The organism is Arenibacter antarcticus (assembly GCF_041320605.1).
Lineage (GTDB): Bacteria > Bacteroidota > Bacteroidia > Flavobacteriales > Flavobacteriaceae > Arenibacter > Arenibacter antarcticus.
This window is the reverse complement of sequence record NZ_CP166679.1, coordinates 3564711-3582016: the sequence shown is the minus strand read 5'-3', so window position 1 is coordinate 3582016 and position 17306 is coordinate 3564711. Positions and strand designations below refer to the sequence as shown.

13 protein-coding genes are annotated in these 17306 nt (G+C 36.4%); 10 read left to right on the top strand and 3 right to left on the bottom strand.

Features of this window, described 5'->3' with window-relative positions:
- The first annotated feature begins 142 nt into the window (after positions 1 to 142).
- The 3 genes from KCTC52924_RS14715 to KCTC52924_RS14705 all read left to right on the top strand — a co-directional run bounded on the left by KCTC52924_RS14715 (position 143) and on the right by KCTC52924_RS14705 (position 1071).
- Positions 143 to 310: a hypothetical protein gene (locus tag KCTC52924_RS14715; RefSeq protein ID WP_251805527.1), complete on the top strand. Its 168-nt coding sequence runs from the start codon at positions 143 to 145 to the stop codon at positions 308 to 310.
- A 102-nt stretch (positions 311 to 412) separates the two neighbouring features.
- Positions 413 to 709 (top strand): type II toxin-antitoxin system HigB family toxin, encoded by a 297-nt coding sequence (locus KCTC52924_RS14710; RefSeq protein ID WP_251805526.1) that lies wholly within the window; start codon positions 413 to 415, stop codon positions 707 to 709.
- Positions 710 to 711: 2 nt separating this feature from the next.
- Positions 712 to 1071: a type II toxin-antitoxin system HigA family antitoxin gene (locus tag KCTC52924_RS14705; RefSeq protein WP_251805525.1), complete on the top strand. Its 360-nt coding sequence runs from the start codon at positions 712 to 714 to the stop codon at positions 1069 to 1071.
- 42 nt (positions 1072 to 1113) lie between these two features.
- Here the strand turns inward: KCTC52924_RS14705 and KCTC52924_RS14700 are convergent, their stop codons facing one another.
- Positions 1114 to 1263, bottom strand: a complete 150-nt coding sequence (locus tag KCTC52924_RS14700; RefSeq protein ID WP_251805524.1) for a hypothetical protein — start codon at positions 1261 to 1263, stop codon at positions 1114 to 1116.
- 168 nt (positions 1264 to 1431) lie between these two features.
- On the opposite strand from KCTC52924_RS14700, the gene KCTC52924_RS14695 reads away from it, so the two are divergent.
- Both KCTC52924_RS14695 and KCTC52924_RS14690 read left to right on the top strand, forming a co-directional pair.
- On the top strand, positions 1432 to 1728 hold the full coding sequence (locus KCTC52924_RS14695) for a type II toxin-antitoxin system HigB family toxin (protein ID WP_251805523.1): 297 nt from the start codon (positions 1432 to 1434) through the stop codon (positions 1726 to 1728).
- A 4-nt stretch (positions 1729 to 1732) separates the two neighbouring features.
- Entirely contained in the window at positions 1733 to 2095 is a 363-nt protein-coding gene (locus tag KCTC52924_RS14690; protein WP_251805522.1) for a type II toxin-antitoxin system HigA family antitoxin, read from the top strand.
- Positions 2096 to 2278: 183 nt separating this feature from the next.
- On the opposite strand, the gene KCTC52924_RS14685 is transcribed toward KCTC52924_RS14690, so the two are convergent.
- On the bottom strand, positions 2279 to 3388 hold the full coding sequence (locus KCTC52924_RS14685; RefSeq protein ID WP_251805521.1) for a Fic family protein: 1110 nt from the start codon (positions 3386 to 3388) through the stop codon (positions 2279 to 2281).
- A 1375-nt stretch (positions 3389 to 4763) separates the two neighbouring features.
- On the opposite strand from KCTC52924_RS14685, the gene KCTC52924_RS14680 reads away from it, so the two are divergent.
- Together KCTC52924_RS14680 and KCTC52924_RS14675 are read left to right on the top strand one after the other, a co-directional pair.
- Positions 4764 to 5312, top strand: a complete 549-nt coding sequence (locus KCTC52924_RS14680) for a DUF7010 family protein (RefSeq protein ID WP_251805520.1) — start codon at positions 4764 to 4766, stop codon at positions 5310 to 5312.
- Positions 5313 to 5646: 334 nt separating this feature from the next.
- The gene (locus tag KCTC52924_RS14675) at positions 5647 to 6618 is read left to right on the top strand and encodes an acyl-CoA thioester hydrolase/BAAT C-terminal domain-containing protein (RefSeq protein WP_251805519.1); all 972 of its coding nucleotides are present in this window, start codon (positions 5647 to 5649) and stop codon (positions 6616 to 6618) included.
- A gap of 166 nt (positions 6619 to 6784) precedes the next feature.
- On the opposite strand, the gene KCTC52924_RS14670 is transcribed toward KCTC52924_RS14675, so the two are convergent.
- The gene (locus KCTC52924_RS14670) at positions 6785 to 8491 is read right to left on the bottom strand and encodes a TrkA family potassium uptake protein (protein WP_251805518.1); all 1707 of its coding nucleotides are present in this window, start codon (positions 8489 to 8491) and stop codon (positions 6785 to 6787) included.
- A 1055-nt stretch (positions 8492 to 9546) separates the two neighbouring features.
- On the opposite strand from KCTC52924_RS14670, the gene KCTC52924_RS14665 reads away from it, so the two are divergent.
- The 3 genes from KCTC52924_RS14665 to KCTC52924_RS14655 all read left to right on the top strand — a co-directional run bounded on the left by KCTC52924_RS14665 (position 9547) and on the right by KCTC52924_RS14655 (position 17286).
- Complete coding sequence (locus KCTC52924_RS14665; protein WP_251805516.1) at positions 9547 to 10518, top strand: hypothetical protein; 972 nt, start codon at positions 9547 to 9549, stop codon at positions 10516 to 10518.
- A gap of 224 nt (positions 10519 to 10742) precedes the next feature.
- Positions 10743 to 11030, top strand: a complete 288-nt coding sequence (locus KCTC52924_RS14660) for a DUF1778 domain-containing protein (protein WP_251805515.1) — start codon at positions 10743 to 10745, stop codon at positions 11028 to 11030.
- Between the two features lie 529 nt (positions 11031 to 11559).
- Positions 11560 to 17286, top strand: a complete 5727-nt coding sequence (locus KCTC52924_RS14655) for a T9SS type B sorting domain-containing protein (protein ID WP_251805513.1) — start codon at positions 11560 to 11562, stop codon at positions 17284 to 17286.
- The last annotated feature ends 20 nt before the right edge of the window (positions 17287 to 17306 follow it).

The window sequence follows — 17306 nt, the reverse complement described above, 5'->3', positions numbered from 1 at the left end:
TCAAATTTGGTTTGTATACGCTATCAAGTGCGACAATTCGAGGAAGAAAAAGAAGTAGCCTTCCAGGAGGGAAAAGCAGCTGTTTCTACAGAGCTGAATGATTTTTCAAGGAACACCCAGAAGTTTACAAGGGATTTCTTATATGGACGGAAAAAGAGAAAGAGCCAAATCCAAAGTAGGTGCGCCCAATACTATTTTTGCTATACACCTAAAGGACCGCAAGGCAGGCCCGCCTGAACGGAACGGGCAGGCTTATCTGCCCGAATACTACAAAAATCGGACAGGATCCAAGCGCAAAGTTCTTGGGTAAGATTTGGGTATGAAATTTTAATACAATCTAGTGAATTTCATATTTTGTAATTATATTCCGAATTACAAAATTTATAATTACTTTTGTGTCATATAATATACTATGCGGATCATAACCTACAAACGGATAAAAGAATTTTCGGAAAAACACGCTGATGCCGAAAATCCTTTAAACTTTTGGTACCATACAGTAATATCGAAAGAATGGGATAGTTTTAATGATGTTAAGCTAACTTTCAATAGTGTAGATTATGTAGGCAACCATCGCTTCGTATTCAACATCAAAGGGAATACTTATCGACTAGTAGCAATCATTTCGTTCAACTCCAATAAGGTGTATATACGATTTATTGGAACGCATTCGGAATATGATAAAATCAAGGATATTAAAAACATCTAACTATGATACGTACTGAAAAAGAATATAACACCATTATAGAAAGAATAGAAACGCTTTTACAAGATGCCGACAACATTGAAAACAAAGAAGCTAAAGGTTTTATTGAGTTAAACCTATTGTCCGATCTTGTGGCAGATTATGAAGAACGAACGTATCCGGTTAAAAAGCCCTTACTTGTCGAGGCCATTAAATTACGGATGGCGGAAATGGGCATGAACCAAAAACGCTTATCCGAACTTTTAGGCGTAAGCACATCAAGGGTGAGCGAATATTTGACTGGTAAAAGCGAACCACCTTTAAAAGTTGCAAGAGAAATTAGCGTAAAGCTGGGGATTGATGCCTCTATCGTATTGGGAGTTTGATTTATTCAGCACCATTTAGAACTAGATTCGAATATTACAGCTTTAATGTAGCTTTGCCTTTTTTAAATTCAATTCATAATCCAGATTCTGCAAATCGCGAGTAGCCGTAGCTTTGGAGGTTTTGGCGATGAACCTATATTTTTTGGCCTTCATCCCCCCTCCCTTAAATCCTTTTATGCCGTTGTCAACCATTTTCGCCTGACATTTATCTGGAACACTACAAAAATCGGACAAAATCCAGGAGAAAAGATCTTGGGTAAGATTCGGGGAATTAAGATAGAAAATAACATTAATTGGAAATAAATATCCATAAATGTAATTTACATAGTATCTTTACGTTTAAATTGAACATTATATCAAGTGCACGTTATTTTATTTAAAAAACTAAGAGAGTATTTTTCGAAAGAAACCAATGCTAAAGTAGCTCTGCAAGATTGGTATAAAAAGACAAACAAGGCTGAATGGGATAGTTTTGCCGATTTAAAGAACACGTTCAATTCAGCTGATAGTGTGGGAAACGGGAGGTTCGTTTTTAACGTCAAGGGAAACCATTACCGAGTTGTTGCCATAGTACGATTTAAGTTCAAGAAAGTATTGATACGATGGGTTGGCAATCACCGGGATTACGACAAAATAAAGAATATAGATAAGTTATAAAGAAATGGGGAAATTAATTACACACGAAGCATATGTAAAAGCAAATCTTCGCTTAGAAGAGTTGATAGATGTTGTGGATGATAATATGTCAGCAGATAACCCTTTAGCAAAAGAGTTTTTGGAGATTACTGATATTATCGAACAATACGAAGAAATCCATTTTCCCATCGGCTTGCCTACCTTACAGGAAATGATTGAACTACGTATGTTTGAAATGGGACTTAAAAGAAAAGATTTAGCAACTCTATTAGGTACAAGCGCCTCCAGAATAAGTGACTACTTAAACGGCAAAAGAGAGATTACTTTGAACGTTGCCAAAGCCTTGCATCAAAAATTAAATATTGATAGTGATATAATACTTCAATAAATTCAATTTTAACAGAGTAGAGTAGATAGTTGAAGTAAAATCCTGCTGTTTGCAAAGAATTTCTTATTTGTACAGAAAAAGGAAATAAAACCAAATCCAAAGTAGGCCCTAACTGATTTTGCTATACACCTGTCTGACGACCAGGTAGGTTTTTTATCAAAGTGCTAAAGCAGCCATGCCTGTTTAAAACATTTTTAAATTTAGCTCATAATGCACTCCCCGTCCAGCACCCATTGGGAGTAAACATTGTTTTTTAACCAGATCCTGCAAATCTCGGGTGGCAGTTGCCTTGGATGTTTTGGCTATGGATATATATTTCTTAGCCGTCATTCCCCCTTTAAATCCTTCGATGCCAAAGGCAAGCATTTTCATAATTACCTTTAATTGACGATCGTTTAATTTCGATTTATATTTAACTAGAAACTTGGCCTTTTCCAGGGTGAACCTTATAATGGTCTTGGCCTGTTTTTGAGCATTCAAAATAGTTTGAGAGAAATAACTGATCCACTCAGTAATATCTAATGTTCTTTGGGCCTGCTTAAGAGCATCGTAATAGGCCGTTTTGTCTTTCTCTATGGAGGTGGAGATACTCAGAATCAGTGGTCGCCCTAATGATTCCGAGAGACATTTCTCAGCAATAGCCCTACCTATGCGACCATTGCCGTCTTCAAACGGGTGTATCGACTCAAAGTACAAATGTGCCATAGCTGTTTTGATTAAGCTCTCTTTGATGTTGTTGGAGTCTACACTATAAGCGTTGTACCAATTGACAAACTGAGTCATTTCTTTTTTAAGTAGTTCTGAGGGAGGAGCTTCGTAATGAACAACCTCCCTCCCAATACTACCCGAAATAATAACCATAGGTTCCGTTCCAATTCTATAGGTTCCTACTTTTATAGTACGAGCGTTTGAAAATAAAGTCTGGTGCCAGTTTATAATTAGGTTTTCTGATAACTCCGTAGCATAGTTTTCACGAACCTCAACCATCAGCTCAGCAATACCTTTAGCCTTAATATCTCTGATGTTGGATGATATAGCATGAATCCCCAAACGGTTTTGGATGGAGGACATAACGTCCTGTCGACTATGAAACTCCCCTTCTATTTCCGAGGTTTTTATGGCTTCATTGATCATAAATTGAAGAATGGCTTCTTGTTGTTCTTCTTTGGTTAAACCATCAATCAAACCTTTAACTTCACCAGTTTCCATAGCAAATTCTAATACGAGTTCATCAATTATTGATGCATCATATGTAAAATTAGGCCAGTTTTTATGTTGCCAATTGTATTGCATGAGCCAATCTAAAGTTGTTATCGGCTCAAATATAGCGAAAAAATGAGCCGATTAATAGTTCTAATCGGCTCAAGTCATTTTATTCTATTGAATTCAAAAAGTTATTTATATATTGGAGGCGAAATTACAGGATTGGGGCACAGCACTTTATCTACAACTTCTTCCTTTTCACCCAATGCTAATTTCCGTGGACTTTCCGCGACTTATTCTACCTCAATTCTTAATAACATCAATAAACACAAGTATCTAGTATTTCTGTATCGGGAAATAGATACGTATTCTATTTTCGAAAATACATGTAATTTTTTATTTAACAATCCTATGAATGAAATGGAATTAATCAATATTTTTTTTCAAAAAATGGAGACGAAAAATCATTACATTTAGTAAAATAAAATTTATTAAAGTAATAAACTCCACTAGTGCGAGCCTGTCTGCCGTCAGGCAGGCCTATGCCGGCTAGGCAGGCGTCAAGCTCGTGCTATTCAATACTTACCCAAGCCTGGTTTTACAATGTGACAGTCCTAGCCAGAACTGGTATATAGGGGTTCATGATCCTATCAGAAAATTATGCTGATATCAATACGGTCTCAAAACGTCTTGGACACATTGAAATTTGATCAATACCAAAATCATAGATAAAAATGAAATAAGCTGCAAACTTACTTCCCAAGTTGAAACTGGATTTGTTGTACCAATGGCATTAACACACATTGGAGATCCTAGCGAAATAAAACTTATCTTAGTTACTAATAAAATGAGGAATTAGTAAAATGTTATTATATCTGTAGGGTTCTTGTGTATTTGAAAAATAATAGCTTATGAAAGAAAGATTAATTTTAATTTCAGATTTGTGGGGAAGAAAAAAAATCAGAATGGTTAATTAATTACACTCGAATTTTAGAAGCAAAATTTGACATAAAGTTTTACGATAGTTGCAAACCTGGAAAAATAGACAAATCAGATTATAGTCAAGACAATTTACACAGACAATTTATTAATGGTGGGATTGAAATAGCGGTAGACAAACTACTTGAGCTTGAAAAAAACAAGGTCAATATTCTAGCTTTTAGCATTGGCGGCACAATTGCTTGGAATTTTGGAATTAAAAGTAATTATATTAATTCATTAGTCTGTGTATCATCAACAAGACTTAGAAATGAAACTGAAAGACCTAAAGGAAATTTAGTACTTTACTTTGGGGAAAACGATGACCATAAACCTACGGTATACTACCTACTTTTGAAAATCCTCTCACACCCAAATGCGTGGCAGGACAGATTTTCTATTCGGTTTTTATTTGTTTAGTTTCGTACTAAATAACGCTACTAATCTTAGAAAACCGTTATCTCTTATAAACACAAATGAGATCTAAATGAAATTTATTCAGGCACAAGAAGACATGCGTAAATCCTACTTTGGAGGTGGTCCAGGAGCTTTAGCATCAGGACTGGTATGGCTAACAGCCGGAATTACTGCATTAGTTAGCACACAGCAAATTAGTGTGTTACTTTTCTTTTTTGGAGGTATGCTAATTCATCCCATGGGGATAATGCTATCCAAGCTCTTAAAACGCTCTGGAAAACATATAAAAGGAAACCCATTGTCATATCTAGCATTGGAAAGTACTTTTTTGTTATTTATTGGCCTATTTATAGCTTATTTAGTATTACAGATTAGGCCCAATTACTTTTTTTCAATTATGATATTAATTATTGGGGCACGATACTTAGTGTTTTCTACAATTTATGGAATGCGCATATACTGGGTTTTTGGTGCAACACTAATAATATCTGGATTTATCGGCATCTTATTTAATACACCGTTTCATTTGATTGCCTTAATTGGTGGAATAATAGAAATTCTATTTTCATTCATTATTCTATATTTAGAGAAAAGGAATTTGAAAATTCCAAATGAATAGAGAAAAAATTCAAGACAAAACAAAGACGTATAAACAATCTAGGCTACGGGCTTAATCGCAAGAATTACGTGTTTTTGTGAAGAGCGTAAAATCTTTTGAATTTTGCTTTGGACAAGAAAATAATACATCAAAACCCGCACCCGCCCGAAACAGTATGGGAGGCCGTACCAAAACCAGCCCGACAAATCATTCTGGAGGGAGGCAACTACCCCACATTGTAAGCTAAAAGGCTTTAGGCTTGGCAAAAATATTTTGCTGGGAATTTGGTGGAGAATAAACAACAGTTTGCTTCCGTACGGTTGATAACTCAGGCGGTAGCAACAACCTAAAGTAAATGAGGAAAAGCAAAAAATATATTATTTCTATTGGAATAACAGCATTACTAGTTGTTGGGTATTTAATTGCAGACAATATACTTTTCAACGGAATGAAACCTAAACCAATAAACGAAAATGGGTTTCAAGCTAACTACTTTGCAAAAGAAAATACAATAAATAAAACAGCTGTAATTTTGATTGGTGGTGGACAATGGGGAGATTACTGGGCACAACAGTTCGCTAATAATGAGATGGTAGGTCTATCATTTCCCTATACAGGAAAAGAAGGTTTGCCGAGATTGCCTGAAGAAATCGAGTTAGAATACTTCGAAAACGGTATTAATTGGCTTAAAAAACAGCCAGAAGTAGACCCAAATAAAATAGTTGTTATGGGGGCATCAAGAAATGCAGAATTAGCATTAGTAATTGCTTCCACATTCCCTGAATCTATTAGCGGAGTTGCTGCCTATTCACCCAGCGCTGTTTCTTGGTCAAATACAGTTTTACCATACAATTCCAATGAATTGAAATCTAGCTGGAAATATAGAGGAATTGATATTCCATACGTGCCAATGAAAAAAATAAGCGGAAACGAATCCAATAAAATTAAATTGATAAATTACTGGATAAATGGTTTGGCGAAAACGGATTTCATGAAACAAGCAACCATCAAAGTTGAAAAAATTAATGGACCTATTATACTTTTTTCTGGAAACGATGATATGGTTTGGCCATCATCAATTATGGCAGACATGATAGAAAAGAGATTAGAAGATACTAATTTTGAGCATTCTTTTCAGAATATAAAATATGACAATGCTGGACACTTAATTTCAAATAATCCCGATGATAATTCGAGTTATAGAACTGGAATAATTAATATCAATGGAAAAGATTATGAATATGAATTTGGCGGAAATGATAACGGCGATTTTAAAGCAAAACAAGATGCCAAAATGAAATTAATGGAATTCATCAAAAAGATATAAATTAGAATATTAGGAAGTACTTAGTTGAGTAAACGGCTCCGCTCTTAACTGGAAACGCAGTGCGCCTCTTAAAATGCCAAAGCCTTCCATCAAAAATTAAATATGGATAGTGATATAATTCTGCAATAACGTCTATATCTGTGGATGATAGAATTACATAGAGTCATCAATTGGCGTTAACATATATCTTATTGAATTTAAGTTTCATCTCAATGTTTCCAAGCATTACTATTTCAGCGCCATGGGGGAGTATGGTATTTGACGATATTAACGTTACGACTTGAGAATTTTCTTTTATGGCAATGACAGATAATCCAGTTTTTGAGCCTATCCTGGATTCTGCAAGGGACTTCCCTTCAAGTGATTTTGGTATCGGAATAATAAATAAGGTGAAACCTTCACCAAGAACGGTTAGTTCTTGACCTTTGGAAATAGACAAAATAGCTTCAGAACCTAAGGTGGAGTAACTCAATACAAAATTAGCGCCTGCTTTTTGAATAATGTCAACATTGCGAGCTTCGGATATACGACTCACTATTCTTACGTCCTTGTTCAGTTGCCGACAATAGGAGGCAAGATAAATATTCATAGTGTCGTCGTGGGTAGAAAGTAATACCGAAGGAGCATCTAAAATTCCAGCTTTTTTTAATAGGTCGTAATCTGAAGCCCTTCCGTTGAATACCTTATTGCAAAAAGGGCTTATTTTCTTACAAATATCCGGATCTTGATCTATTACATTTACTAAAACACCATTTTTATGTAAAGATTCTGCAGCTGCCAATCCTACACGGCCTCCTCCAATTAACAATACAGGATTAGGGTTTACGTTGTAATCATGGAAGAGCTCATCAATGTTATGTAGTTGTTCTTTATTTCCTATAATGACTAGAACGCTATCGTCTGTTAGCTTTTCATCACCAGTTATAGCTTGCAATCTCCCTCGCTCCCAAATTCCCACAATACTGACCCCAAATTTATTTCTCAAGTCCGTTTCCCGGGTGAGCATAGAAACCAATGGTGTATTATGGATAGGCAATTCTGCGATTAATAGGTCTTCATATTGTCCTATAGGTTTAGATTTTGCATGTTGGGCGTTTATCCTGTTGGCCAGTTGTTCGCCAAGCCATTTCTTGACTGGCAACACGTGATCCGCACCGCTTAGTTGCTGTACATCTACTGACTCAATATCAGTGGCCAAGGCAACAATAGGAATAGTGGGTGCAATTCCCCGTATCGTGAGAATGATCTTGGTATTTAAAAAGTCGTCCCTATTGACCACAATCAGTTTCGCATCCTTAATATTGGCTAGGATAAAGGTTTCCTCACTATCCAATTCCCCTAATAGTACAGGAACGTGGTCATCATGATTGTTAAGCGCTTTTGCTTTTCGGTTTTCAATGACATAATATGGGATGTCTTCCTGTTTTAATCGTTCCGTAAGATCTCTCGCTATAACGTCATAAGAACATATTAAGATGTGGTCTTTTGTTCCAGCAGGAACTTTACGAGGAACCTTGTTATTCTTTTTCGACTCTAAAAGAGGTACATAAAAGTGTCTAATAAATGCAAACGGCAAAACGATCATTAACATCAAAATACCAGAAAGCAAAACTAATATACTGAAACCGCGACCAAGATCGGACGTAAAGGTTATGTCTCCAAAGCCAAGAGTGCTCATAACTGTAAGTGTCCAGTAAAATCCAGTAACCCAAGAATGATATTGCCCTTCAAACTCCATTATAAAATGAAATAGAATAGAGAAAATTACGATTACAATTCCTAGAAAGGCCAAATACTTAATTAGGATCTTGGAGTTTTTCTTAAAGTCGTTGTCGCTCATATAATACGCCAACTGACTACCGACAAATTTCATAATATGTATTATTAAAGGGGGTTATAATTTGTGCTTTCTAGATTCTTAATCAATATAATTTACTTCCTGTTCACCAGATTCATGAAAAAAATTTCAACTATACTAATTTAAAGGAGCAAAGATACTGTTTCCTTTAGACTGCAGGCAGCTGATTGTGTTAGAAGGGAGGTTATATTTATTATCGTTCATCCTTTTTAATGCGCCTTGTATACGGTTTGGTTTTAAACCGTGTATTGTGTTCCCCGAAATGTGCTCAAATGCACCCGCTACGGCACGTCTCCCTGGCTTTTCTCAGAGATAGAATAATACTACGCCTCTAGTATGTAGATAGACTCAATATCTTCGTGTTTGTGAAGTGGGAGGCTTTCACCGTACATCGCTCGTTCCTCAACGAGGAAGATAGTTCTGCCATTGAGCGCGCCATTCGCAAGAAAGTAGGTAGACGTCTCCCCCATCCAACGCAACTCACTCGCTCCGAGCTGGTATAAGTAGGCATTCCTCATTAAAAATGACGGTATTATTTGAAGCTACACCACCAAAACCGCTTCCTTTAATTGTCACTTGATTTCATGACTAGTGACGGTTAGGATACTCATTGAAACAAACAGCTTACTCAATCAAATAAGCAGAATACTCATTAGCTATTGTACATCCTAAGAAGAAGCTCTTATTTTACGAACAGTGAAGGCATTTTTGTTGCTCTATAGCAGACTCCTTTCCACATCTATAGAAAAAATGTGGAGCATTTCCCGCTGCTATTTTAAAAAAGTATAAAACGCAATTTTAAGGGATCTCTTTACCTATTGCATAAAGTTCGGAGTATTAACAATAGGAAAGATAGTACTGATATCATCACAAGGCTAAAATCAAAAACTGGAAGAAAAAAGTTGACAGTATATAAGCTTGATAACAATTCTCATGAAAGACCGTAATGAGAAATAAAACGCAAAATAAGAGGTTCAGGAATAGAATATTGTACCCATTGACTTTAATACTAAATGAGAATAATCTCATGATACCGGAAGGTTGTCAATAATTTAACAAATAATCAAAATATGAAGAAAGTCATTTTAAATCTACTCGTGCTTGGCGTGGTATGTTTCTCGAACAATGCATTATCGCAACATAGTCCCATAAATAAATCCAAGTCAGCTAACGAAAGAAATGTATCAAAAAAGGAAAAAAGCACTCGTATAGAGTTGCAGAACAAATCCACTCAAACAATTGAGGAGGTGAAATTAGACAATGCCGTTCAGACTGCTAAGGGAAGAACTGTTGAAGAGGTAAAACCTCATCCCTTATTGCCTTCTATTTCAATAATAACCACTACTCCTGACCGAGTAAATCATAAAAATGGTTTTTTAGTTCAAGGAACTTCAGGCCCCAATAAAAAGGTAGAGGTGTACAATAAAGCCCGTTGGAAGCAGAAAGGCTACAGTTATGAGAGGGCTAAAGAGTATGATCCTATAATGGTTACTGCGGATAACAACGGAAAATGGAAGGCTAAGATGGAACAACCTTATTTATCAGTACCTTCTACAGCTTACGACATTAAGTTTGAAATCTCCTCTAAACAGTTCCCTTACGACCGACTAGCCACCCTACCCTCTCCCTCTATTGTATACGGTACTATGGCACCCCCTAAAATAGAACAAACCGATGGTAGTATCCACCTTTCCTCTAATAAGGGGCCCGGTGGTCAATATCCTACAACCTATACAACTATATCTGGTAAAGGGATTCCTAATATGGATATAAAAATAAGTGTAGCTACTGAATATCAGTCTCCTATCAAAAGATATAGCAGTGGAGATGAAGATAATCTGGGAACATACCTACGTAATGGTGAGACTAAAACTACCAAAATAACAGCAAACGGAACCTGGTCTGTAAAAGTAAAGGTTCCCAATCCTCATTCTCTTAATCGGTCTTTCGGAGTTCGTAACTTTAAGCTAGTGATAAAAGCGACTCAGTCGGCCTCTTCCAGTGATGTTTCCGAGGAAGCGGAAAAAAAGTTTAGCATCTAATTATTTAAACCAAACCGATTAAATGGCTATAAGTAAAATGTTAGTTACCAACTAAATAGGGAATTACCAGCAACTTCCTTATAGCCATTCGTTACCTACAATACCAAAAAAAAAATACCGGAAATTAACCGTACAGATATTTTATGTGTAAGGTTTTTACGCGTTGTTGTACATTGAATTTATAATTATGGCAACTAAAGCATTTAACCAACAAAATTCAAGATGTGATACACGCTTATCTAAAGAACAAAAAGTTATTTTTTGAACGAGCTGCATGTCTAGGTGGATACAGAGGTTTAACTGATTCTGCCGTATTAACGGTTCAAGAAAAGGCTAAAAAAATAATCGCAGAAATAGAACAGATCCTTGTTTCAAAAAAGGATAGTGAAATATTATTGGATGCAATCACCAATCCGCCTAAAGCAAATAAAAACCATATGAAGGCTGCAAGTGAAAACCAAGCTCTCTTATCTAAGAACGAATTGACTAAAAACTTAGATTCTAATCATTAAAAAAGAGAATTTTATTATGGAAAAGATATGGGTGACAATTAGTTGCATAAACAAGCTAGTCTAGACATTAAAAGTACCCTATTTGCCTGTTTCATTTTAAAAGACCTAAAAACGGATCTATTAAAAGGCTACAACACTCTGACCACTAATAGTTTAGCCCAAACTTGAATTCCTGCTGTATTTCAAAAAAATTCCCAATTCATATAAAAAAATACCGATACCCTACTCGGTCGAGTGGCAATAGAGAATGGATTTCAAAAACAGGGAATTGGAAAACTAGTGTTAATAGATGCTTTAAAAAGAAGTTACGAGATGTCTAAAAGCATTGTTTGAATAGTAGAACTGTGAGTAACAATAGCAAAAAGGGTAGAAAATCCCTAATCCAAAGACTTGGACCTGTTTACCAATTCCGCCATATTCCTTAAAAGCACAAACCTTTCCTAGTTTGTTAAGTCTTATTTAATTATAAGTTATATTTTGGTGTTTGCTATCATTTTGAGCCAACTCAATAAACCAAATTAATGTACCAATGCCTAATCCTTTCTTTTTTAAATACTTATACTGCGTAATTTTTGTTTTGTTTGGATATTCGGTTTCTGCTCAATTAAGTAAAACACACTACATTCCTCCCCTAACAGATTCTGGAGGGAGTTCATCTATACCTAGAGATCATTATATCTATGTTTCAACACCAAAAACAACAGCTATAAGTTTTACTATAAAACCTGTTGGCTCAGATATTGCTAGTTATATTACAGGTACTGTATCTAACAGCACACCATATGTTTATAGCATCGGAAATGGCCGAGACACCCAACTCTTTACAAACGTAAACCAAACTAGCATCATCACCGCTAATAAGGGATATATTATAGAAGCTCAGGATGTTGTTTATATTTCTGTAAGAGTTAATGCTGGTGCTCAAGCCGGGGCTTTAGTCAGTAAAGGACAGGCAGCTTTAGGAACTACATTTAGAGTGGGAAGTTATACCAACGAAAACCCTCAAGAAAACTACCTCAATTTTGTTTCGGTTATGGCTACCGAAGATAATACCCAAATACACTTTGACGATTTACCTGCTGGACTTATTATCGAAAACTACTCTGGAACAACTCCTATAAGTGTTACTCTAAATAAAGGCGAAAGCTATACATTAGCTACAAATAGTAATAAAACTTCTGTAAATCGCGATGGCCTTATTGGGTGTTTGGTCAGTTCAGACAAGCCTATAGTCGTTAACTGTGGCTCTGCAAACGGCAGTTTTCATAACGGCACCTCTCGAGATTATGGCATCGATCAAATTGTAGACCTTTCTAAAGTAGGCTCCGACTATATATTTGTTAAGGGGAATGGCCAAAATGGATGGGAAAATGTATTACTAGTAGCTCACTCAGATAACACAACCATTAGTATCAATGGCGATGCACCAGTGACAACTATAGATGCAGGAGAATATTATTTAATTGAAGGTGAATACTATAGCAATAAAGGGAACATGTATGTCCAAACCTCTCAACCGGTATTCGCTTACCAAGGTGTTGGTGCTACTACTAGCGAAGCCAACCAAGGGATGTTTTTTGTGCCTCCCTTAAACTGTGAAACCCGTGGAAACCTAGATAACATCGCCAATATCCAAAATATTGGTAATACGATCTATACTGGTGGCGTATCTATAGTAACCAAAACTGGCGCTACCATTTCCATTAACAATAGCCCCATAACAAATTTTTCAGCTTCAGGTCCTAATGCAGTTAGTGGCAATGCCGATTATGTAACTTATAAAGTTACTGGATTAACCGGAGATGTTTCCGTACAGAGTTCTGATGAATTGTATTGTGCTTATTTTAATTACAACGGCGCTGCGACATCTGGCAGTTTTTATTCAGGATTTCCATCGGCTCCAGAAATTAATTTTGATACAAAATTTGCTGCTTTAGGAAATTGTATACCCAATATTAAACTTGAAGCTGCAAACACTCAAAATTTCGACAGTTTTAAATGGTTATTTGATGATGGTTCGGGAACTGGTTTCGTAGACCTGCAGGTAACAACGCCAGAGATTACACCTTCACTTCCTGGCAAATACAAATTAATTGGAGAAATTGCCTGTACAGGAGAGCAGCTAGAATCTATAGAAGTACCGGTAAGCATTTGTCCAGATGATATTGACAACGATGGAATTATTGATAATATTGACATAGACAATGATAATGATGGGATTCTAAATTGTATCGAATCAAAAGGAAATGTGACCATTGACATTGCAAACACAAATGCTCCTCAACTAATTTTTCAAGACAATTCAATAAGCAATTCGCTTGCTTCCGCTACATTGGTTCAAAATAATAGTTCTGGCAATAATACAGCCAATACATTATCAGGCACAAATACTGGGAACTTCACTAGCCTAGTGCAACCCGCAAGTAGTGCAGAAAGTAGCTATAACATGCTTTTTTCTGAATCTGTAAACGTAAAATTTTCTGAAGTTGAGGGCACCGTTCATACCATAACTTCTGGTGAAATTTTTATTGCAAAAATTCTACCTGCCAACAAAAACATAACGCTTATTGATGTCGATGACAGACTACTAATAGACTCAAATTTTGATGGGGTATTTGAAACAGGTATAACACAAATTTCTGGTTCTGAAATTCATTTTAAAATTAATCCAACCCCACAAGGCAACACACCTTATACATTTTTGGCCAACAAAGTAGATGGTTTTTCATTTATACACAAACTTGTAAATACTACAGACAAATCTACATTTACTGCTACTATTTCACTTACCTGCTTTTCAAAAGACACCGATATGGATGGAATTGAAGATGCCTTGGATTTAGATAGTGATAATGACGGTATTCCTGATTTTATTGAATATAGGGGAGTTTATACGCCCTTATCTGGCATAGATGCAGACGGCAATGGCTTGGATGATGTTTATGACATGAATGTGTTGCCTTTAGACTCTGATGGTGATGGCATCTACGATTTCTATGACTTAGATAGTGACAATGATGGTATTTTCGACCTAATAGAATCGGGTAGTGGTATTTCAGACACTGATTGGAATGGCATTGTAGATGGTACTTCATTTGGTTCTAATGGATGGATCGATGAGGCTGAAACAAGCCCAGATAGCAACGCAATGCGTTACACGCTCTCTGATTCAGATGGAGACGGAGTTTTTAATTATCTCGATTGGGATGCTGATGGTGATGGTTGTAGCGACGTTCTTGAAGCTGGCTTTTCGGATGCTAATGCTGATAATTTTTTAGGCGATATTCTACCAACAGTAAATGAGTTTGGTTTAGTAAATAATGCAGTCGATGGCTATACAACACCTAATGGGGAGTATTTAATCGCTGCTCCTATTACCATTTTAACACAACCTGTAGACACTGAGGTTTGTGAATTATCCAATACAATTATTTCTGTTACCAACAGCGCCATAGACACCATTCAATGGGAGCTAAGTAGTGATGGTATCAATTGGACAACAATTGTAGACGATGCAATCTATAGTGGTTCACAAACCAATGATTTAACGATATCGGCTACCCCCTTATCATTTGATACCTACCGATATCGTGCTTTTCTAAATGTATCTGGAAATAGTTGCGGACTTTATACAGACGAAATAGTACTAACCGTACTAGTATTGCCAGTTGCAAATAAAGCATCAGCCATGCTTTTATGCGATGACGATAATAATGGTAGCATGCCTTTTGATTTGATTTTACAAAACAACGCTATCAATACAACTCCCGGTATGACTATTTCATACCACACCTCTCAAACAGATGCCGATACAGGAAATAACCCCTTAATAAGTCCATACGAAAGTGGCAACACCACCATATATGCGCGTGTTGTAAATGATTTAAACACCAGCTGTTATGACACCTCTAGTTTTGACTTAGAAGTTTATAACACACCTTTCCCTTTAGACACACCCAATATACTCCCCATTCAGGAGTGTGATGATACCTCTGTTGGAACAGATAGCGATGGTTACATTATTTTTGATTTAACCCAAAGAGAAACCGAAATCCTTAACGGTCAAAATGCATCAGATTTTACGGTAACTTACTTTACAGAGGCCAGTAGGCTTCCCGAATTTCAAATTGCTAACCCTTCAGCATTTACAAACGCATCTGCATACAACCAAATCGTTTATGTAAGAGTTACAAATAACCTTTACAGCTACTGCTTTGCTGACACCTCTTTTGAAATAGAAGTATTTCCATTACCTCTGGTAAACAACCCAAATATGTACCAACAATGTGATGATCCATCAAATGACGGACAAGCGTTTTTTAATCTAGAATTAGATAACATCAAGGAAGAAATTAATCCAAATTATATAGCGGAAGGTCTATCGTTTACGTTTTACGAAAATCAGACTGAAGCAGAAACTAATGGCCTAGCAATTCCCAATCCTTCGAATTATGAAGATGCACTAGGTTTTACTCCCGAAACCGTTTGGGTACGTGTTGAAAACCCCAATAGCTGCTTTAGAGTGGTCCCCCTTACCTTGGCGGTTTCTCCATCTAGTGCAGCGTTAAATTCTTATAAGCCAAATTCTATTTACCAATGTGATGATGGCACGGATGACAGAGATGGCGTGGCCACTTTTGATATGAGCAACCTTAAAAACCACATTACCACTACTGTTTTTTCTACTTTTAATGTAACCGCTCATTTTTATGAAAGTCAGGCGGATGCTGAGTTGGAGACCAATGAAATTTTAGACATTGCGAACCACCAAAACACCAGTGCTCCTAATTCACAAGATATTTGGGTTCGGGTGAAAAGTGATCTAGGCAATAATTGTTTGGGGTTAGAAGAATTCCCTAAATTGTTAATTGTAGAAGCATTACCAATTGCTAACCCGGTAACTTTGGCTCGCCAGTGTGATTATGACATCACTGATTCTATTCTTAGTTACCCATTTAACACCTCACAATTAGAAAGCACTATTTTAAACGGACAAAATCCAGCGGAGGTCACCATTACTTATTACAACACAAACGGTTCCCCTTTATTGTATTCAGATGGCGCTGCAGTTAGCAGTCCGATAGCGCCTCAATTCTTAACTGAGAATCAAACTATAACTATCCGTGTTACTAATAATACCACAGGGGATCCTGATGGTGCATGTTATGACGAAACTACATTAGAATTTGTTGTTGATGAACAACCTATAATAACCAATACCGTTCCAAATCAAGTTTTTTGTGACGATGGAAATGATTTAACGGACGAAAACGATGGACTACATAGTTTTGATACCTCTTCATTTAAAAGCACTGTTCTTGGTACTCAAAACAATATGGAAATTTATTTTAACTATACAGATGAAAATGGCGTTTCAATTACTAATAGCTCAACCTTACCAAACCCGCTTATTTCTGGAAATCAAACCATTACTATAACAGTTATTAATCCAATAAATACAAGTTGTACGGCGACCACCCATATTGAGTTTATTGTAAATCCTTTACCTGAATTCACTATCAACGAAGAAGAGATAGTGTGTACCTCTGACCCTACATTCACGGTTATCTTGGAACCTTATCAAGTAAATCTATCAGAAAACTTTAATTATGAATGGGCCTTCCAAGACGGCACCATATTATCAAGCAATACAACCTTAGCAGTATCTACCCCTGGGGAGTATACTATTACACTTACCAACCCTAGCACCCTATGTTCAAAATCGAAAATAGTTTCGGTGAAAGCTTCTGAACTTGCTAATATTAGTTTAGATGATTTGGAAATCGATGATTTTTCTGAAAATAATAGCGTTACTATTCTAAACCCTGCTAGTTTGGGTGCTGGCACTTATGAGTTTTCACTAGAATCTAAAGACGGAAAAACAGCGTACTCGTTCCAAGAAAGTCCGATTTTTAAAAATGTTAGTCCTGGCTTATACACATTATTAGTTAAAGATGCAATTTGCGGCACTTTTCCATTAGATATTTCTGTGGTTGGTTATATAAAATTCTTCACGCCAAATGGCGATGGGATTAATGATACTTGGAACATAAAAGGTATCAGTGCTAACTTTCAAGCAAAAAGCAATATTTATATTTTTGATCGCTATGGTAAACTTGTAAAAGAACTCCATCCCTTAGAGAAAGGATGGAACGGAACCTATAGGGGGGCTGTGTTGCCAAGTGATGATTACTGGTTTAAAGTTTTATTAGAAGATGGCAGGGTTTTTACGGGGCATTTCGCTCTTAAACGTTAACTACTTTCTCATAATAAAAG

What these genes read in the sequence shown, in the direction of transcription:
- KCTC52924_RS14715 (WP_251805527.1), top strand. Translation starts at nt 143, where the DNA reads ATGGACGGAAAAAGAGAAAGAGCCAAATCCAAAGTAGGTGCGCCCAAT.
- KCTC52924_RS14710 (WP_251805526.1), top strand. Translation starts at nt 413, where the DNA reads ATGCGGATCATAACCTACAAACGGATAAAAGAATTTTCGGAAAAACAC.
- KCTC52924_RS14705 (WP_251805525.1), top strand. Translation starts at nt 712, where the DNA reads ATGATACGTACTGAAAAAGAATATAACACCATTATAGAAAGAATAGAA.
- KCTC52924_RS14700 (WP_251805524.1), bottom strand. Translation starts at nt 1,263, where the DNA reads ATGGTTGACAACGGCATAAAAGGATTTAAGGGAGGGGGGATGAAGGCC.
- KCTC52924_RS14690 (WP_251805522.1), top strand. Translation starts at nt 1,733, where the DNA reads ATGGGGAAATTAATTACACACGAAGCATATGTAAAAGCAAATCTTCGC.
- KCTC52924_RS14685 (WP_251805521.1), bottom strand. Translation starts at nt 3,388, where the DNA reads ATGCAATACAATTGGCAACATAAAAACTGGCCTAATTTTACATATGAT.
- KCTC52924_RS14680 (WP_251805520.1), top strand. Translation starts at nt 4,764, where the DNA reads ATGAAATTTATTCAGGCACAAGAAGACATGCGTAAATCCTACTTTGGA.
- KCTC52924_RS14675 (WP_251805519.1), top strand. Translation starts at nt 5,647, where the DNA reads ATGAGGAAAAGCAAAAAATATATTATTTCTATTGGAATAACAGCATTA.
- KCTC52924_RS14670 (WP_251805518.1), bottom strand. Translation starts at nt 8,491, where the DNA reads ATGAAATTTGTCGGTAGTCAGTTGGCGTATTATATGAGCGACAACGAC.
- KCTC52924_RS14665 (WP_251805516.1), top strand. Translation starts at nt 9,547, where the DNA reads ATGAAGAAAGTCATTTTAAATCTACTCGTGCTTGGCGTGGTATGTTTC.
- KCTC52924_RS14655 (WP_251805513.1), top strand. Translation starts at nt 11,560, where the DNA reads ATGCCTAATCCTTTCTTTTTTAAATACTTATACTGCGTAATTTTTGTT.